Origin of the sequence: Bacillus cereus group sp. MYBK95-2 (assembly GCF_051915225.1) — a bacterium.
Lineage (GTDB): Bacteria > Bacillota > Bacilli > Bacillales > Bacillaceae_G > Bacillus_A > Bacillus_A cereus.
Genome location: NZ_JBQAEH010000005.1, coordinates 1 through 17,686, shown reverse-complemented (window position 1 = coordinate 17,686; position 17,686 = coordinate 1). Strand labels below are relative to the sequence as shown.

Genomic DNA, 17,686 nt, shown 5'->3' with positions numbered 1-17,686 from the left:
TCTTTCACATTAAAACTAGAAAGGGGGAAATAGAATGAATATAAAATTTAGTTATAAAGGCGTATTTTTATTATTATTTGGAGTGATTTGTGCAAATTTACTTTTTGTCCCTTTATTAGGCATGCTAAATCTATCACAAATGCATAGTATCTGGCTTGTTACAAGTATTGCGGCAAGCGTTTTGCTTACGGTAGTTGTTTCTTTCATTGATGGATCGTTTGCATCGAAAGCTCAGTTGTTTTTTAGATTTATATTGTTTTCGATTGGTTGTACGTTCGTTACTTACATGATTGTTTTTTAGTAAATAGGAGGTCATGCACGTTATGTATGTTGCAGGGGTAATGTCTGGTACTTCATTAGATGGAATAGATGTAGCGCTCGTTCATATAGAAGGAAGTGGTGTAGATTCTAAAATCCAACTCATCCATTTTACTACTGTTCCATTTTGTAATGATATGAAAAATGAGATCCAACAAGCGTTATCAATTGAAACTTCGAATGTCCAACTTATATGTAGTTTAAATTTTAAACTTGGTTTATGCTTCGCCAATGCTGTAAAGGAAGTTTGTAAAGAGGCCAATTTTCCTTTGAGACAATTAGATTTAATAGGCTCTCACGGACAAACGATTTATCATCAGCCAAAGCAAGAAGGGAATATTATTTCTTCAACATTGCAAATTGGGGAACCAGCAGTAATAGCATATGAAACGAACACGACGGTTATCTCGAATTTCCGAACGATGGACATGGCGGCAGGGGGACAAGGTGCACCACTTGTACCATATTCAGAGATTATTTTATATCGGCATCAAACTAAAAATAGACTACTACAAAATATTGGTGGGATTAGTAATGTTACAGTGGTTCCAAGTAAACGAAGTAAAGAGAGTGTTATTGCTTTCGATACTGGACCAGGCAACATGGTAATCGATGAAGTATGTCAAAGATTATTTCATGTACCATATGATCAAAATGGTTGGATTGCAAAGCAGGGGGTAGTTGTAGATGAAATTTTAACATACTGTATGAACCATCCATTTTTGAACATGAAACCACCAAAATCAACAGGTAGAGAACAGTTTGGAGAAGCGTTTGTGACTGAATTATTGAATCGATTTAAAAAGCATAGTAAAGAAAATATATTGGCAACTGTCACGATGTTTACAGCATGTTCAATTGTTCATCATTATAAGGCGTTTATTTTGCCGTATTATGAAATTGATGAGGTGATTTTAGGTGGTGGTGGAAGTTATAATAATACACTTGTTGAAATGTTACGGAATGGATTAAGAGAAGAGAAATGTAGCATATGTATACAAGAAGATATTGGTCATTCTTCAGCAGCGAAAGAAGCAATTGCATTTGCTATTTTAGCAAACGAAACGTATCATCGTAATCCGAGTAATGTGCCGAGCGCAACAGGTGCTAAGAATTCCATAATTTTAGGGAATATAACATTCCCTCCATACGCAAATGAAAATGAGGCGAACATATGAAGTATATGATTGGAGTAGATGGCGGGGGAACGAAGACCGAGGCAATTGCATTTGATAAAGACGGAAATGAACTTGTAAGAGCTACCAGTGGTTTTGGAAACATATTAATAGATTTTGAAGAAGCTCTTGTGCATATTATGGAAGCAATTAATCAATGCCAGAAGGGTTTAATAAATGGGCATTGTGTTTGTGTTTGTTTAGGATTAGCTGGTATAAGCGGAGCGAATACAAATGAATTAACATTACGTTTAAAAAAGAAATACGGAACAAAGATTGAAATTTTTAATGATGCAATGATCGCACATGCAGCTGCTTTAAAAGGTAAGGATGGAATATTAACTATAGGTGGTACAGGTGCAATTTGTATAGGAAAAAAAGGAGAAGTATATCAGTATAGCGGTGGATGGGGACATATTTTAGGAGATGAGGGGAGCGGATATTGGATTGCATTACAAGCTTTAAAGAAAATGGCAATTCAGTTCGATCAAGGAATCAGTCTTTGTCCATTGAGTTTGAATATTCAAAGCCAGTTTCAACTTTTGACACCGTCTCATATAAAAAGCTTAGTATATACTTCTTCTAAAGATAAAATTGCAGCAATCGCCCCATTAGTTATTCAGGAAGCGAGAGATGGCAATGATGATGCGCATGAAATTATGATGCAAGCTGGAAAGGAATTAGCAAGGATTACAGTAAATGTTTATAACAAGTTGAACTTTAAGCACTCAACGCCAATTGCAGTAAGTGGCAGTATATTGCGTTTAGTTCCTGAAATATTTGCTGTATTTAAGAAATGGTGTGAAGAAAGTATGAAAGAAATTACATTCGTATCACAAGCAGAAATGGCAGTGAAAGGAACATATTATTTAATGAGGGATATATATTTTTAAAAATAGGTATGAGAATTTTTGTATGATTTGTAAAAATATGATGTTAAAATGTATAAAGGGATGTATGTTAAAAACGTACAATATACGTAGTAATTGAATATTGTATATGTATTCCCATGTAGAAAGTGAATGATTACATGATTAATAGTATGCAGTTTTTATATTTGGTGGCTTCTTATTTAATTGGAAACATATTGACCGCTTATATAGTAACAAAATTGAGACATAACGTTGATATTAGGGATGAAGGAAGCGGAAATCCTGGCGCAAGAAATATGGGGCGCGTATATGGAAAAGGGTATTTCATCGCTACATTTTTAGGTGATGCAATTAAAGGGGCAATCGTTGTTGCTGTAGCAAAATACCTTTTTGAAGATCCTACATTCGTAATGTTAACATTATTGGCCGTTATTATTGGACATATTTATCCAGTTTTATTTAAAGGCAAGGGCGGTAAAGGTATTTCAACATTTATAGGAGGACTAATCGCATTTGATTATTTGATAGCGCTTACCCTCTTAGGCATTTTTATTGTATTTTATTTAATATTTAAAGGGTTTACGAAGCCAGGACTAATTACGATTGCTTGTTTACCAATTTGTATGATTCTTTATTCTTATTCTATTGTTACCACTATATTAAGTGGAATAATTATTGTACTCATTCTATATGTAAATCGAGAATAAAATGAATGTTTAATAAGTGGGGATAATCTCCACTTATCATTTTTTATTAAATAGATAAAGGAGATAAGGCATGGGGTTAATTTATAAAGTTGCTGATCAAGATTGGGAATTTGAAAGTATACATAAATTGAATTATAAAACTTTTGTAGAAGAGATACCACAACATGAAGAAACGAAAGAACGGTTTCGTATAGATCGGTTTCATAAAGAAAATACATATTTAATTTGTTTAGATGAGGATAGATTAGTAGGTATGGTCGCAGTGCGGGGAAAACGACCATTCTCGTTAGATTATAAAATTTCAAATTTAGATATTTATTTGCAAGAGCATGGAGAAAAAGTGTATGAAATTCGTTTACTTTCAGTAGAACGTGAATATAGAAATGGAAGAGCGTTGTTAGGATTAATTCGTTTTCTACATCGTTATTTGCTTCTAAATGGATATGAATTAGCACTCATTTCTGCAACAACACGTGAACTAGCTTTATATGAGCAAATGGGATTCAAATCTTTCCATACGTTAGTTGGTACAGAAGAAGCAGCCTTCCAGCCAATGTATGTTACCCCTGCTATGTTTGAAGAGTCGAGTGTTGGGGGGATTATGACGAAAGAATATACGTTTTTACCTGGTCCAGTAGATATTGAAGAGAACGTTCGAAAGGCATTTTCTACGCGACCTATTTCCCATCGCTCTAAGTCATTTCAAGTGATGATGGACAATGTGAAAAAACGGTTACTTCACATGACAAAAGCAAAACATGTACAGCTTATGTTAGGAACAGGGACGTTAGCAAATGATGCGATTGCTTTACAGTTACGTTCTTTAAAAGGGAAAGGACTAGTATTAACAAATGGGGAATTTGGTAATAGATTAGTTGGACATGCAAAACGAGCACGGTTACATTTTGATACGTATAAAAAGGAAATGGGAGATCCATTTATTTATACCGAATTAGAAGAAATTATGACAACTGGAAATTATGAATGGATTTGGTTTGTTCATCATGAAACATCTACTGGAATGTTAAACGATTTAAACGAGCTAAATACTCTTTGTAACGAGAATCAAATGAAACTGTGTGTAGATTGCATAAGCTCAATTGGAGCAATACCATTAGACTTGAAGGATGTGTATTTTGCAAGTGGTGTTAGCGGTAAAGCGATTAAATCATATACAGGAATTTCTTTCGTTTTTCATAACCACATTGTAAAAATAAACGAGGCTGTGCCGGCCTATATGGACATTGGCATGTATGAAGAAAATGAAAGTATTCCATACTCACAATCATGGAATTTAATTTATGCATTGCAAGAAGCGTTGAAGAGATTTGAAGATGAAAAGGCATTTGTAAAAATCAAAGAGACATATGATTATGTTGAAGAAGTTATTACTGATATGGGTTTAAAGCTTGTTTCACCTAAAGAACATGCCGCGCCAATTATACTTACTATTGTATTGAGCGAAGATTATTCTTCTAAAGTAGTAGGCGATACATTAGCATTACAAGGATACATCGTTCATTATGAGTCATCTTATTTACAAAAGAATAATTGGATCCAAATTGCATGTTTAAATCATTATAAAGAACGCGATATGAAGAGGATGTTAAATTGTTTGCAAATGTGTTTATTTCAGAGTGGGGTACATATATAAAGACTTTTTCTTTTCGTATAAAGGAGCTACGACTTACGAAAACTTAGGAATAGAACATTGGAAGAGGTGTCAGTATGATAACTAGAAAACTACCATTACATATAGACGATATTAAAAAAGCTCACAAAATTCTAGATAGAAATGCTCGTAAAACGCCATTAGTAAAATCTTTTTACTTGACTAGTAAAACGGGTGGAGAAATTCATTTGAAATTAGAAAATATGCAATTAACGGGTTCTTTTAAATTTCGTGGCGCATTTAATAAAATGTCGCGGCTCACGGATCAAGAAAAAGAAAGAGGTGTAATTGCATGTTCAGCAGGTAATCATGCACAAGGAGTTGCATTATCTGCTCATTTACTCGGTATTAAGAGTAAAATTGTTATGCCAATTTCTGCACCTCAGGCAAAAGTTGAAGCAACAAAAGGATATGGATCTGAAGTGATTTTACATGGTGAAACCTTTGATGATGCAAAGGTAAAATGTGAAGAAATTATAAGGGAAACAGGTGAAACATACTTACATCCATATGATGATGTAGAGGTAATGGCTGGTCAAGGTACAATTGGATTAGACATTCTTGATGATATGTGGGATGTAGATACTGTCATTGTACCAATAGGTGGAGGCGGAATTATTTCTGGTATTTCTGTAGCATTGAAATCTTTTAATCCATCCATTAATATAATTGGTGTCCAAGCAGATAATGTTCATGGAATGAAGGCATCTTACGATAAAGGAGCAATCGTAGAACACTATGAGGCGCCTACTATTGCAGATGGTTGCGCAGTTAAAATACCAGGTGAATTAACATTTGAAATTGTAAAAGAATTAGTAGATGATATTGTAACTGTATCAGAAAAAGAGCTGGAAGTAGCGATGAAAGATTTATTACAACGTGGGAAAGCTGTTGTAGAAGGTGCAGGTGCATTAGCAACTGCTGCACTTCTTGCAGGAAAAGTTGATAGTTATATAAAAGGGAAAAAAGTAGTGGCTGTTATATCTGGTGGGAACGTGGACTTACAGCGCATATCAAGTGTATGTGAGCACTTTTTTGTCGCTAATGAAGTGAAATAGTTTTATGAAAGAAGAGCTAAGAGAAATGATCTTAGCTCTTACTTTTTGTCTACCGTTTACTGTAAGTAGAAATAGACTTGCAAAATTTGCTGTTTAAAAATTATTTTATTTAAGCGCCTATTTTTACACATATCTTTAATGTTATAATAATTATTTCAATATTGTCGAAACGTAAGCAGAAATTTAATATAATAGTTTTAATGTGCTAATGAGCGGTGAGGAGGGCAGGGCATGAATAAAGAAGAACAGGTCATGAACGGTTTCAGGGAATTATATAATAAGCTGGTTTGGCTTAATAAAGATAAGATGGAAGAGGGTCTTAAAGGTTTTAAGTCTTCTGAAGTCCACTGCATTGAATATATTGAAAACAATGCAGATTCTAACGTGACACAACTCGCAGAGGCTTTTTATGTGACTCGCGGTGCTATAAGTAGAATGACTAAGAAGCTCATACAAAAAGGCCTTGTTGAAAGCTACCAAAAGTCAGAAAATAAGAAAGAAATTTATTTTAGGCTTACCGAACAAGGGAAAGAAATTTATAAAATCCATGAAAATTTGCATAAAGAGTTTCAAGAGCGAGATAAAGCTGTATTTGAACAAGTGACTGAAGAAGAATTCAACAGTATAATTAGCTTTGTGGAAAAGTATAGTAGACATTTGGATGCAGAAATAAAGAAACAAGGTATACATATTAAATCGTAATATATTTTAATAATAAAGTGAAACTTTAATCAGTGGGGGGCTTCATCTCCACTGATTATCAGCCCTCACCAATCGGGCTTTTACGGGCAGCCTTACTCTAATGAGAATAGGCTGCTTTTTTATTATTTTATTTTTGTTGACTAATCAACAAAATAGAGTTATTATTTTGTTGACAAAGCAACATTTTTTTAGGAGAGAAGTTAAATGTCTATATTTAGATTGAAAAATGAAAGGGGAACTGAAAAAAGCATAGATAAACATGCTTTACTATTCGGACTTATTTCTGTATTTCTTTGTGGTATAGGTTTCAGTATCATCATGCCTGTAGTCCCATTCTTAGTACAGCCATATACAAGTAATCCGGAAGAACAAGCATTGGTTGTTACACTACTAACTTCCGTATATGCGGCCTGCGTGTTTTTAACTGCACCAGTACTCGGAGCTTTAAGCGATAAGTATGGCCGTCGTCCATTACTTTTAATATGCTTATTTGGTTCTGCAATTGGGTACTTAGTTTTGGGAATAGGAGGAGCTTTATGGGTACTATTTGCTGGACGCATAATAGAAGGTATAACAGGTGGGAGCATAAGTACTATCTTCGCATATTTTGCAGACATCATTCCAAAAGAGCAGAGAACGAAATACTTTGGATGGGTGAGTGCAGTTGTAGGTGCGGGAACTATCATTGGCCCAACCATTGGGGGGGTACTTGCCAAGTTTGGTGATACTGTACCTATGTATTTTGGTGCAATCATAACGTTAATAAATGTTGTATATGGGATCAAATATATGCCTGAGAGCCTTGACAAAAATAATAGGTTGAAAGAGATTACGTTTGTAAGGTTAAATCCTTTTGCGCAGCTAGCAAACATACTTTCCATGAAAAATTTAAAGTGGTTACTTGTCTCAGCGTTTTTACTTTGGATACCTAACGGATCTTTACAATCAATTTTCACGCAATTTACAATGGATACTTTCAGTTGGAAACCTGCATTAATCGGACTTATGTTTTCAATTTTGGGCTTTCAAGACATTGTTTCACAAAGTTTTATCATGCCAAAGCTTTTGATCAAGCTTAGTGATAAACAAATAGCAATTCTTGGGATGGTTTCGGAGATTATAGGATACAGTTTTATTGCGGCATCAGCTTTGTTTTCACTCTATCCACTACTTATCATTGGGATGCTGATGTATGGTTTTGGGGATTCAATTTTCGGACCTTCATTCAACGGGATGCTTTCAAAGTCTGTCAGTTCTAGTGAACAAGGAAGGATTCAAGGTGGAAGCCAATCTATTCAAGCTTTAGCAAGAATGATTGGTCCTATTCTTGGAGGACAAATCTATGTATCACTTGGTCATGCCGCACCTGCTTTTATGGGTATGATTCTTATAGTAGCGGCAATAGCAGTTTTATATAAGGGAACGCATGAAACTGTATAACAGATAGATATAAGAATAAATAAAAGGGAGTCAGAACTTAGGAACAAGTGCTGATTCCCTATTTGTTTACGGTTTGAGGACTAAGAGAAATTCTTTTACTGTTTAGGAATTTATTCTGCAATGCTCTCATGGTAAATGACTAGATAGTTTCATTATGCTTGTGCTGAAGTAAATAATGACTCCATCTTTACTTTGCTCTTCTCTCGAATTTCAGCATCTGCGTGTCTCATCACGTATTTATGCGCTACAGCGATTGCTAAAACATCATCTAATAAGCCGATCCCAATAATAGCAGCTATATCTGGAATGAAATCGATTGTTAATACGTAATAAGATAAAGCGGCTAATATTATGAATTTCGCTTTAGTAGGTAATTCTTTCTTTTTCATTGTGTAGAATAAAATAATACTTTCATATACGCTAGATTTACCGAGGTTTACAGAGCTTTTTTTGAACTTTTTCCAAAGTGTCTGTTTCTCCATATAAACACTCCTTTTACAAAACATAGATTTTTTAAAAGGATGGACAAAGAAGTGAGAGATTAATCAATTTTATTGTTTTTCTTAATTATATATTTCCATAAAAATAGGGGATTACCTGTTTAAAATAATATAATGTGGATTATACAATGATTCACATTGTTCCGTTACATAGTATATATATTGTAAGATGTATGTGGATGATTTAGTTATTATTATGCATTTTATAAGCGGTATGGGGGAAGAAAAATGAAAATAATAGAACTACCAATTGAATTCGAATTTAACGGGCAAAAACAATGTGTTTATCCAAGTTTAATTATAGTACATAATGAATTAACATTAGTCGATACAGGATATACAAGTTTTTTACCTTTAATTGAAAATGCAATATTAAAACATGGATATGAGATGAAAAACTTGAAAAATATAATTATTACTCATTATGATGATGACCATATAGGGTCTGTATACGATTTTAAAGTGAAATATCCTCACATTAATGTTATTGCTAGTGAAATTGAATCTAACTATATTAGTGGTGATATAAAATCAGAGAGGTTAGTTCAAGCTGAAGAAATGTTAGAACGTATGCCAAATGAAGAAAAAGAATTTGGTAAATGGTTTATACAACAGTTAAAAAATATAAAACATATTTCCGTCGATGAAAAAGTGCATGATGGTCAAATGATTTTGAATAATGAATGTCAAATAGTAGCGACGCCAGGACATACTTCGGGGCATATTTCATTATATTTTCCGAATTTAGACTGTGTAATTACGGGAGATGCGGCTGTTCAAGAGAATCGTGAGTTAGTAATAGCTAATCCGAATTTTTGTTTGGATATAGAAAAAGCGAAACAGTCTTTAAATAGGATTAAAAGTTTTAAAGCAGCACAGTATTATTGCTATCATGGAGGAAAGCTTACTGTATAAATTAATGAAAACCGGTCTTTCCTAAATCGAAAAGATCGGTTTTTTAGTTCATATATTTTGCGATTTCAACCAAATCAGTAACATTATATTTCGGTAAAATTGAAATATATATGTAAAGAAGAATATATATAATTTGAGCAAGAGTATAGGGGGGAGAAAATGGGTTCGTTATTTGATGTAATAGCAGATATCATTTTATTTTATCCTCGAAATGACATGAAATTGAAACACCATATCGCAAAATTAAGTGAATTAGAGTGGTTTCGAAATCTAAATGAAGATCCGAAGTATACAAGTTTAATTTGGAGTAATAGAAAAATTAAAAAGTATATTTTGTCTTCTACTAACATGGAAGCATTAATAAAATCTGAGAAAAAGCAAAAAGAATTTGTTCATCTAGTACAGGATGAATATAAAAAAAGAAGATAAGAATTTTTTTATTTTTCATATTTGGCGAAACAAATGGTACAATGAAAGCTAATGTGAAAAATAAGGAAAAGAAGTGGTCTATTTGAAAAACTTTTTAGAATTAGGAATTAGTGAAACTTTTAATCATACATTACGTGAAAATGGAATTACAGAAGCAACACCAATTCAAGAGAAGGCAATTCCAGTTATTCTGTCAGGTAAAGATATTATTGGGCAGGCGAAAACAGGAACGGGTAAAACGTTAGCATTCGTGTTACCGATTTTAGAAAAAATCGATCCAGAATCTAGTGATGTTCAGGCCTTAATTGTTGCACCAACAAGGGAACTAGCTCTGCAAATTACAACTGAAATTAAAAAAATGCTTGTTCAAAGAGAAGATATTAATGTACTAGCGATTTATGGTGGGCAAGATGTAGCACAACAATTGAGAAAATTAAAAGGTAATACACATATTGTTGTTGCAACACCAGGACGATTATTAGATCATATACGACGTGAAACAATTGATTTAAGTAATCTTTCAACGATTGTACTAGATGAAGCGGATCAAATGCTTTATTTTGGTTTCTTATATGATATTGAAGATATTTTAGATGAGACACCAGGTAGTAAACAAACGATGCTATTCTCAGCAACGATGCCAAAAGATATTAAAAAATTGGCGAAGCGTTATATGGATGAACCGCAAATGATTCAAGTACAAAGTGAAGAAGTAACGGTTGATACAATTGAGCAGCGTGTCATTGAGACGACAGACCGTGCAAAGCCAGATGCACTTCGTTTTGTTATGGATCGTGATCAGCCATTTTTAGCTGTTATTTTCTGTCGTACAAAGGTTAGAGCAAGTAAGCTTTATGATAATTTAAAAGGACTAGGTTATAATTGTGCTGAACTTCATGGTGATATACCTCAAGCGAAACGTGAAAGAGTTATGAAGAGTTTCCGCGAAGCTAAAATTCAGTACTTAATCGCAACGGATGTAGCAGCTCGTGGACTTGATGTAGATGGTGTAACGCACGTATTTAACTATGATATCCCTGAAGATGTAGAAAGTTACATTCATCGCATTGGCCGAACAGGACGTGCAGGTGGATCAGGTCTTGCAATTACGTTCGTTGCAGCGAAAGATGAAAAACATTTAGAAGAAATTGAAAAAACGCTTGGTGCACCAATACAAAGAGAAATAATCGAACAACCGAAGATAAAACGTGTAGATGAAAATGGAAAACCGGTACCAAAGCCGGCTCCGAAGAAATCAGGTCAAAATCGTCAAAGAGATAGCCGCGAAGGTTCAAGAAGTGAATCAAGAAGTGATTCGAGAAATAGCTCGAGAAGTGATTCAAGAAATAGTTCGAGAAATGAAAATAACCGATCATTTAATAAGCCAAGTAATAAAAAAGGTAGTACAAAGCAAGGTCAGCAAAGACGTGGTCGTTAAATAGTTATAATTGTAAAAGAGTCCCGAAATATTGTGGCTCTTTTTTTGTTTGTATACAACAAGGATGATGGCAAAAAAAATTTCATTCACCGTATTTGAAATTTATAAAGGGAATTTTATAGTTCAAAACCAGTAGAGAAAGGGTATTACTGTCATTCAGCAGAACACTTTGGTTAAAAGAAAAGGTATTGAAGCGAGCGAGTATTTTCATTATACATTCCGCAATTATCGAAATAGAACAAGAGAAGTTTATGAAGGATTAAACTCGTATTGGTGTACGATCGTTGGAAACTGGAAAACTAATTTGTTAGTTTTTATCGATGAGGAACTCGAGAAGCACCACTGCCATCCTTATGGGGAAATTGCTTACGACGACGATGAAGGTAATGTAGTGATAATATGCGAAATAAGAAAAAAGGACTAGCAGTCGTACCTGCCGTCCTTTAATAGGAGAAAAAGTAATCTTGTTTAGAACTGCGCATAAACAGAAAATCTGCTTGTAATTAGTTTTAACCTAAATATACGTGTCTATACAAAAAAGGGATAAGTAAAAAATACTTATCCCCGGAAGGGAAATCCCAAGTACCAAAATGGCTCGTATTGGTCTGCAGGTTCAAAAGTAGTATATGTAAAACGAAAAATCTCATACAAAAAGCAGACAACGATTTTGGTTGTCTGCCAGTGAGTTCAATGAGTTAGCTAATTGTGATAATTTGCATCCCCATTGCGAGAAGAGTGAAGCTGCTAGTTCAAACAGCTTGTTGGTATTATTTTCGATTTCTTAAAAAATATACATCAAAAGAAAGAGGTATTAGCCATGGACACGGCAGCTTGAAAGTAGTATGTATTTTTATTTGAAAAATATTCAAGGGGTGAAGAAACATGGAATGTTTAATAAAGGTGTTTGTTTTATTAATCAGTTAATTAATAAAACAAAATAGTTATTTGGGAGAAAGGGAAAATGAATATGAGATGAATTGAAGCTGTTGAAAAATTACTTGAAGTGATGAAAGAATGCTTTTGGAACGGAACATCTTTAAAGGGTGAAGCTAATGATTTTAATATTGTATCTTGGCTGATTGAAGAAGCGACGCGTAAAACAAAATAAAAATTTCATTTTGTAGCAAAGGGGAATAGATATGTGTACTTATTGGGGAAAAGTAGATAAAGAGTTCTTTAAGAGGCAAGAACCGGAACAAAATAAAAGAGCAGCTAGCAAAAGCTAACTGCTCAATACAAGGAGATACAGAGAAGACTACTTTAAATGAATGTTGGCATACAGCCCACATTCAGTATTGACCGAATATTTATTTTAAATTCAATTTATTTAAAGTAAACATCCCAACAGATAAAATGGTTGCGCCTGCTACAGAACCTAGCCAGTCTCTCCAGCCTAATGTATTTAAAGATACATATGTTAAATCCGTAATTAAGAAGATAGCAAACATTAATACACCAAATGCTAAGCATCCCCAAAATGTTTGCAAATATTTAATCATCTTCTTTCGGAACTTGCTCATATAAATCACCCTTATTAATAATTTGTATTTTTATAAATAAATTATTATATATAAAAATATAAAAGTACGAAATATGCAATATTACATATTGGAACTCAACAAAATACTCCATTGATAAGTACATAGATCGAACGGAGGCATCGTTCTTTTCCTAAAATGAAAGGTGACGATAAGAAACATGAGATACGTTTTAAACAAATTGAGCGGACGTTAAAAAATAAAAATTTATAAAGGAAATAGAAAGTATGGTGTTGTATATGTACGATAATAGGAAACTTTTTGCAAACTAAACATATAATTTTAATAGACCGACAGTCGGTCTGGTGGGAAGGAGAACTTGAATGCGAATTGTAAAGGAGTATGAGGAGCGTAGAAAGGAAATTTTAGAAACAGCTGAGCATTTGTTTCTTACGAAAGGTTATACGAAAACAACCGTGAATGATATTTTAAAAGAAATTGGTATAGCAAAGGGGACGTTTTATCATTATTTTAAGTCGAAGGAGGAAGTAATGGATGAAATCATTATGAGGATTATTAAAGAGGATGTCACTAAGGCGAAAAGGATTGTCTCCAATCCCGATATCCACGTTTTAGATAAGTTATTTAAAATTTTAATGGAACAATCACCAAAATCAGGAGATGTCAAAGAAAAAATGATTGAACAATTCCATCAACCAAATAATGCAGAAATGCATCAGAAAAGTTTAGTGCAATCCATTATACATTTATCTCCTGTATTAACGGAAGTTTTAGAGCAAGGAATAGAAGAAGGCATATTTTATACTCCATACCCACAAGAAACAATTGAATTATTACTCTCTTCAGCACAAGTCATATTTGATGATGGTTTATTTCAGTGGAAACCGGAAGAAATGATGAGAAGAGCTAAGGCTTATATTAAAATGATGGAAGTATCTGTTGGAGCGAAAGAAGGGTCCTTTGATTATATGATCGAGGTTTTAATGAAACAGAAATAGCTTTTTTCTGTTTGGGTGTTATAGACCGGCAGTCGGTCTAGACTAAATGAAGGATGTGATGAGGATGCCAGCAAGTATTCAATCTTCCTTGAAAGATTTTCACTTAATGGTAAGTGGTCAAATTATTACTATTTTAGGTTCAACACTATTACGTTTTGCACTGTCTTTATATGTGCTAGATATAACAGGACGTGCCGATATATTTGCAGGGTTATATGCCATAACGAGTATCCCGTTTTTGTTAGCTCCTCTTGGCGGAGCGATAGCAGATCGTTTCAACCGCCGTAATGTAATGGTCATTTTGGATTTTATAAACGCTGCTATTGTATTAAGCTTTATAGTTTTGTTATTAACTGAATCGGTATCTATTTTATTGATTGGAACAATTATGTTTTTACTAGCAGTCGTTAGTGCAATGTACGCACCAGTTGTTATGGCAAGTATTCCGCAATTAGTCCCAGAGAAAAAGTTAGAACAAGCGAACGGTATCGTAAATGGTGTGCAAGCATTATCTAATATAGTTGCACCTGTACTAGGAGGACTATTATACGACATAATTGGTTTAAAAATGCTCGTAATAACAAGTTGTTTTGCTTTCTTTTTATCTGCGATTTTAGAAATGTTTATTACAATACCATTTATAAAAAGAATAGAGGAAGGCCATATCGTACCGACAATTGTAAAAGATATGAAAGAAGGTTTTCTTTATGTTTTAAAGCAACCTTTTATTTTGAAGGCTATGTTACTTGCAGCTTTATTAAACTTAATTTTGACACCGTTATTTGTTGTTGGAGGACCTATTATGTTAAGAGTAACTATGCAGAGTAGCGATACGATGTATGGAATTGGAATGGGATTAATTGATTTTGCAACTATATTAGGTGCATTGTCAATCGGTTTCTTTGCTAAAAAGTTACAGATGAAAACATTATATAATTGGATGCTTATCATAGCTTTATTAGTCATACCAGTGGCACTATCAGTTACACCGTTTACTCTTAATTTAGGATACTATCCACCATTTATCCTCTTTATACTTTCTTCTCTTCTAATCGCAATGATTATGACAATTGTATCCATCTATGTGATTACTGTAGTCCAAAAGAAAACACCAAATGAAAATCTAGGAAAAGTAATGGCAATTATAACAACGGTATCTCAATGTATGGCACCAATTGGGCAAGTCGTATATGGTTTTATGTTTGAAGGATTCAGTACGAAAATTTATTTACCTATATTAGTTATTAGTTTCATAATGATATTACTAGCGGTTGTGACGAAGAAAATACTATCTAATGAAGGGAACTAGCTTTATATGATTAGGAGAATATTAAAAAGAGATTTCTCTCAAAATAAAATGATAATTACCATTTTATTCATGTTTATCATGTTATCAAGTCTTTTAATGGCTAGTGCTTCAAGTACCGTTTTAAATCTATTGAACTCAATGGAGCGATTGGTTAAAGTATCAAACGCACCGCATTTCGTACAAATGCATGCCGGAGAAGTAAATCAAAAGTCAATTAATTCTTTTGTAGAAAAAACTCCGTTTGTAAAAAAGTAGCAAACGGCAGAGATAATCCAAGTACAAGTAAACGGGTATAACATTTTTATACAAAATAAAAATAAGGCGAACATAATAGCGTAATAGATATTAGTTCCGTGAAACAAAACGCTAATTTTGATTTTTTATTAGATTTAAATAATAAAGTGATACAGATTAGTAAAGGGGAAATAGGTGTACCGATTTATTTTATGCAAAAATACAATTTGCATATTGGAGATGAAATATGGATTATAAAAAATAATATGGAACAAGAATTTACGATATCAGCATGTGTTCGTGATGTTCAAATGAATCCATCAATCGTTAGTTCAAAGCGATTTGTAATAAGCAATGAAGACTTAGAAAGATTAAAACGAAATTTGGGAGAAAGAGAATATCTTATTGAATTTCAGTTAACAGATGTAAATTAGATAAATGAATTTGAAGATTTATACCAGTCATCGAACTTACCTCAAAAAGGATTAGGAATTTGCTAAATAGGAAGGGGAAAATAAAATGAACGCTATGGAAAACGGTGTATATGAAACAACCAGATTAGTTAGTGAATCAATGGAATGACAAGCTGTAATGAATATCAATCAAATTTGTGAATTAGATCAATATCAAGAAGCGACATTATGTACATGGAATACAAATAACGATTTTGGTAGAGTTGTTTTAAATGCAGCATTAGGGCTTACGGGAGAAGTTGGTGAGGTTGCTGATGTTGTAAAAAAAGCAATTTTTCATGGTCATGGATTTGATCCAGCTTATTGTCCAGGAGAAGAAGAAGGAAATACACATAAAATCGCTTTAGAGATAGGGGACATCTTGTACTACATTTCAATCATGTCTCACGAAAGGGAATATACCCTAGGAGATATTGCTCAAATGAATATATCTAAATTAGCAACAAGATATCCAGACGGACTTAGTCGAGAAGCTAGTCAAAATCGTGTAGATGTGAAATGAAAATCGTAATAAAAAAGAGCCATGAGTGGAAAGGCTCATGGCTCCTTATATAAGGGTAATGATTTTATAGGTAAATATTATTATGAAATCCCAAAAAATTAAATATAAGTCAATTAATTGGTATAGAATTTGGATTTTATTTAAAAGAAGGAACGGAGGAATATGTAAAAGACTTTGAAAGGTCCATAAAAAAGAATTCAGTAAAACTCTGAATTCTTCTACACGTGATTTTAATTGTTAATCCATTTAGAAATAATAGGATAATGAAACTCTTTTTCTTGTAGCGCATATAAAATCCCTTTTATAGGCCCGAAAATTAACAAAAGGAACAGTATTAGATATAAAGGAGCTATGCCGAAAATAATCAAAGTATTATTTGAAGTCAAGTCTAAATTAGACAAGGATAGCATTAAGATTCTTATTGCGAAGAGATTCCAAATTACTGTAATTATCCAAATGAATAGTTGATAAAACACAGCTTCAAGGATATTTTTTCGAATGTTTTGTGATTTGTATACAAAATAAAAAATCAACGGTATATAAAAAATTGTGATGCTAAAGAAAATAAGAATAAAAAAAGATAATAAGGTAAGAAAATGCATAATTAATTTTATGTTCTTTTCTTGAGCTAGAATCATTAAGGTCCTCCTATATGTATGAGATTTGTTGTAGCTATTATATTTTAAGATTTTCATTATGGTAATAATGCGCCACTAAAAAAAATTACTACTGCCTACAGTTAAAGTTCCGCTTTCTGCTGCAGAAAATTGTATATCTATTGTTTGGCTAGCAACGGATACTAAATTTTTTCTTATAGTTATTCTTAGAGTAGAAGTCGTACCTAAAGTTGGATTAAATCCTATACTGGCACTGAATAAATAGATACCATTTATAGGGGCTGTAAATGTATTCGTTACTGAAGAATACCCTCCACCATTATTAAATATTATATTACCATACGATACTCGAATATCTGCAGGAGGAGTAAAAGACTGTGCAACATTTTTTTCTGCACGAAAATTAATGTTAAATGTGGGTCCGGTAGGTCCAGTGTCGCCGGTAGGCCCAGTGTTGCCAGTAGGTCCGGTAATGCCAGTAGGCAGAGTAAATGATGGGATTGGTGGGAAAGTAGGCCCGACTAGGTCGGGAGAAATTGAAATTTCAGATTTTATTTTAGGTGAATTGAATCTGTCTTTTCTAGACATATGTATATCATCCTCTCTAAGAATATCAGATTATATCCAGTAGATGCATGATATGAATTGGGTGTGATTGTATTTTGAGATAATAAGAAACAAATTTATCTAATCTAACTATAAAAATTAGAACTAAACAAAAGCGTTAATTGTGCGACACGTTTCCCTATAAGTGTATAAACACGAAATGGGAGGGTTATCAATTTTGATGACAACAACGGATTGACCGAAAGTAGGAATGAAAGCCGT

At 33.3% G+C, this 17,686-nt stretch carries 17 protein-coding genes and 4 pseudogenes; 16 read left to right on the top strand and 5 right to left on the bottom strand.

The window, feature by feature from the left end; translation table 11 throughout:
- Positions 1–34: 34 nt before the first annotated feature.
- The 8 genes from ACTFN4_RS17505 to ACTFN4_RS17470 all read left to right on the top strand — a co-directional run bounded on the left by ACTFN4_RS17505 (position 35) and on the right by ACTFN4_RS17470 (position 7,944).
- Positions 35–301, top strand: coding sequence for a hypothetical protein (locus ACTFN4_RS17505; RefSeq protein ID WP_001021963.1), 267 nt, complete (start codon positions 35–37; stop codon positions 299–301).
- A 22-nt stretch (positions 302–323) separates the two neighbouring features.
- The gene (anmK, locus tag ACTFN4_RS17500) at positions 324–1,496 is read left to right on the top strand and encodes an anhydro-N-acetylmuramic acid kinase AnmK (RefSeq protein WP_439962583.1); all 1,173 of its coding nucleotides are present in this window, start codon (positions 324–326) and stop codon (positions 1,494–1,496) included.
- Positions 1,493–2,386, top strand: coding sequence for a BadF/BadG/BcrA/BcrD ATPase family protein (locus ACTFN4_RS17495; protein ID WP_439962582.1), 894 nt, complete (start codon positions 1,493–1,495; stop codon positions 2,384–2,386). Before anmK ends, ACTFN4_RS17495 begins: the two co-directional genes overlap by 4 nt.
- A 137-nt stretch (positions 2,387–2,523) precedes the next feature.
- Positions 2,524–3,072, top strand: a complete 549-nt coding sequence (plsY, locus tag ACTFN4_RS17490; RefSeq protein ID WP_000610870.1) for a glycerol-3-phosphate 1-O-acyltransferase PlsY — start codon at positions 2,524–2,526, stop codon at positions 3,070–3,072.
- A gap of 70 nt (positions 3,073–3,142) precedes the next feature.
- Entirely contained in the window at positions 3,143–4,726 is a 1,584-nt protein-coding gene (locus ACTFN4_RS17485) for an aminotransferase class V-fold PLP-dependent enzyme (protein ID WP_000523061.1), read from the top strand.
- Between the two features lie 74 nt (positions 4,727–4,800).
- Entirely contained in the window at positions 4,801–5,802 is a 1,002-nt protein-coding gene (gene tdcB, locus ACTFN4_RS17480; RefSeq protein ID WP_000632959.1) for a bifunctional threonine ammonia-lyase/L-serine ammonia-lyase TdcB, read from the top strand.
- 231 nt (positions 5,803–6,033) lie between these two features.
- A complete protein-coding gene (locus ACTFN4_RS17475; RefSeq protein ID WP_001030904.1) occupies positions 6,034–6,504 on the top strand; it encodes a MarR family transcriptional regulator in 471 nt (156 codons plus the stop codon).
- Positions 6,505–6,708: 204 nt separating this feature from the next.
- On the top strand, positions 6,709–7,944 hold the full coding sequence (locus ACTFN4_RS17470; RefSeq protein ID WP_000021786.1) for an MFS transporter: 1,236 nt from the start codon (positions 6,709–6,711) through the stop codon (positions 7,942–7,944).
- Between the two features lie 152 nt (positions 7,945–8,096).
- On the opposite strand, the gene ACTFN4_RS17465 is transcribed toward ACTFN4_RS17470, so the two are convergent.
- A complete protein-coding gene (locus tag ACTFN4_RS17465; protein WP_000415089.1) occupies positions 8,097–8,426 on the bottom strand; it encodes a YkvA family protein in 330 nt (109 codons plus the stop codon).
- Positions 8,427–8,672: 246 nt separating this feature from the next.
- On the opposite strand from ACTFN4_RS17465, the gene ACTFN4_RS17460 reads away from it, so the two are divergent.
- The 3 genes from ACTFN4_RS17460 (at position 8,673) to ACTFN4_RS17450 (ending at position 11,226) form a co-directional block, all read left to right on the top strand.
- Positions 8,673–9,359 (top strand): MBL fold metallo-hydrolase, encoded by a 687-nt coding sequence (locus ACTFN4_RS17460; RefSeq protein WP_000691172.1) that lies wholly within the window; start codon positions 8,673–8,675, stop codon positions 9,357–9,359.
- 159 nt (positions 9,360–9,518) lie between these two features.
- A complete protein-coding gene (locus tag ACTFN4_RS17455) occupies positions 9,519–9,788 on the top strand; it encodes a hypothetical protein (protein ID WP_000535038.1) in 270 nt (89 codons plus the stop codon).
- 73 nt (positions 9,789–9,861) lie between these two features.
- Positions 9,862–11,226 carry a DEAD/DEAH box helicase gene (locus ACTFN4_RS17450; RefSeq protein WP_439962581.1) on the top strand — a complete coding sequence of 455 codons (1,365 nt, stop codon included), beginning with the start codon at positions 9,862–9,864 and terminating at the stop codon, positions 11,224–11,226.
- Positions 11,227–12,533: 1,307 nt separating this feature from the next.
- Here ACTFN4_RS17450 and ACTFN4_RS17445 read toward each other — a convergent pair.
- The gene (locus ACTFN4_RS17445) at positions 12,534–12,746 is read right to left on the bottom strand and encodes a hypothetical protein (RefSeq protein WP_000033160.1); all 213 of its coding nucleotides are present in this window, start codon (positions 12,744–12,746) and stop codon (positions 12,534–12,536) included.
- Between the two features lie 341 nt (positions 12,747–13,087).
- Here ACTFN4_RS17445 and ACTFN4_RS17440 point away from each other — a divergent pair, with 341 nt between their 5' ends.
- The 4 genes and pseudogenes from ACTFN4_RS17440 to ACTFN4_RS17425 all read left to right on the top strand — a co-directional run bounded on the left by ACTFN4_RS17440 (position 13,088) and on the right by ACTFN4_RS17425 (position 16,241).
- Positions 13,088–13,723, top strand: a complete 636-nt coding sequence (locus tag ACTFN4_RS17440) for a TetR/AcrR family transcriptional regulator (protein ID WP_439962580.1) — start codon at positions 13,088–13,090, stop codon at positions 13,721–13,723.
- A gap of 64 nt (positions 13,724–13,787) precedes the next feature.
- Positions 13,788–15,032 (top strand): MFS transporter, encoded by a 1,245-nt coding sequence (locus tag ACTFN4_RS17435; RefSeq protein WP_439962579.1) that lies wholly within the window; start codon positions 13,788–13,790, stop codon positions 15,030–15,032.
- A 6-nt stretch (positions 15,033–15,038) separates the two neighbouring features.
- Positions 15,039–15,760, top strand: a pseudogene (locus ACTFN4_RS17430) (ABC transporter permease); the annotation flags it as partial.
- Positions 15,761–15,785: 25 nt separating this feature from the next.
- Positions 15,786–16,241: pseudogene (locus tag ACTFN4_RS17425) on the top strand (nucleoside triphosphate pyrophosphohydrolase family protein).
- A 230-nt stretch (positions 16,242–16,471) separates the two neighbouring features.
- On the opposite strand, the gene ACTFN4_RS17420 reads toward ACTFN4_RS17425, so the two are convergent.
- Together ACTFN4_RS17420 and ACTFN4_RS17415 are read right to left on the bottom strand one after the other, a co-directional pair.
- Positions 16,472–16,879 (bottom strand): DUF4870 domain-containing protein, encoded by a 408-nt coding sequence (locus ACTFN4_RS17420; RefSeq protein WP_439962578.1) that lies wholly within the window; start codon positions 16,877–16,879, stop codon positions 16,472–16,474.
- A 75-nt stretch (positions 16,880–16,954) separates the two neighbouring features.
- Entirely contained in the window at positions 16,955–17,266 is a 312-nt protein-coding gene (locus ACTFN4_RS17415; protein WP_439962684.1) for a C1q-like domain-containing protein, read from the bottom strand.
- A 7-nt stretch (positions 17,267–17,273) separates the two neighbouring features.
- On the opposite strand from ACTFN4_RS17415, the pseudogene ACTFN4_RS17410 reads away from it, so the two are divergent.
- A pseudogene (locus tag ACTFN4_RS17410) lies at positions 17,274–17,390 on the top strand (glutamine synthetase); the annotation flags it as partial.
- Here the strand turns inward: ACTFN4_RS17410 and ACTFN4_RS17405 are convergent.
- A pseudogene (locus ACTFN4_RS17405) lies at positions 17,360–17,446 on the bottom strand (exosporium leader peptide-containing protein); the annotation flags it as partial. The pseudogenes ACTFN4_RS17410 and ACTFN4_RS17405 overlap by 31 nt on opposite strands.
- Positions 17,447–17,686: the final 240 nt, after the last annotated feature.

What these genes read in the sequence shown, in the direction of transcription:
- ACTFN4_RS17470 (WP_000021786.1), top strand. Translation starts at nt 6,709, where the DNA reads ATGTCTATATTTAGATTGAAAAATGAAAGGGGAACTGAAAAAAGCATA.
- ACTFN4_RS17495 (WP_439962582.1), top strand. Translation starts at nt 1,493, where the DNA reads ATGAAGTATATGATTGGAGTAGATGGCGGGGGAACGAAGACCGAGGCA.
- ACTFN4_RS17465 (WP_000415089.1), bottom strand. Translation starts at nt 8,426, where the DNA reads ATGGAGAAACAGACACTTTGGAAAAAGTTCAAAAAAAGCTCTGTAAAC.
- ACTFN4_RS17440 (WP_439962580.1), top strand. Translation starts at nt 13,088, where the DNA reads ATGCGAATTGTAAAGGAGTATGAGGAGCGTAGAAAGGAAATTTTAGAA.
- tdcB (WP_000632959.1), top strand. Translation starts at nt 4,801, where the DNA reads ATGATAACTAGAAAACTACCATTACATATAGACGATATTAAAAAAGCT.
- ACTFN4_RS17445 (WP_000033160.1), bottom strand. Translation starts at nt 12,746, where the DNA reads ATGAGCAAGTTCCGAAAGAAGATGATTAAATATTTGCAAACATTTTGG.
- ACTFN4_RS17505 (WP_001021963.1), top strand. Translation starts at nt 35, where the DNA reads ATGAATATAAAATTTAGTTATAAAGGCGTATTTTTATTATTATTTGGA.
- ACTFN4_RS17485 (WP_000523061.1), top strand. Translation starts at nt 3,143, where the DNA reads ATGGGGTTAATTTATAAAGTTGCTGATCAAGATTGGGAATTTGAAAGT.
- ACTFN4_RS17455 (WP_000535038.1), top strand. Translation starts at nt 9,519, where the DNA reads ATGGGTTCGTTATTTGATGTAATAGCAGATATCATTTTATTTTATCCT.
- ACTFN4_RS17420 (WP_439962578.1), bottom strand. Translation starts at nt 16,879, where the DNA reads ATGATTCTAGCTCAAGAAAAGAACATAAAATTAATTATGCATTTTCTT.
- ACTFN4_RS17475 (WP_001030904.1), top strand. Translation starts at nt 6,034, where the DNA reads ATGAATAAAGAAGAACAGGTCATGAACGGTTTCAGGGAATTATATAAT.
- anmK (WP_439962583.1), top strand. Translation starts at nt 324, where the DNA reads ATGTATGTTGCAGGGGTAATGTCTGGTACTTCATTAGATGGAATAGAT.
- ACTFN4_RS17460 (WP_000691172.1), top strand. Translation starts at nt 8,673, where the DNA reads ATGAAAATAATAGAACTACCAATTGAATTCGAATTTAACGGGCAAAAA.
- plsY (WP_000610870.1), top strand. Translation starts at nt 2,524, where the DNA reads ATGATTAATAGTATGCAGTTTTTATATTTGGTGGCTTCTTATTTAATT.
- ACTFN4_RS17435 (WP_439962579.1), top strand. Translation starts at nt 13,788, where the DNA reads ATGCCAGCAAGTATTCAATCTTCCTTGAAAGATTTTCACTTAATGGTA.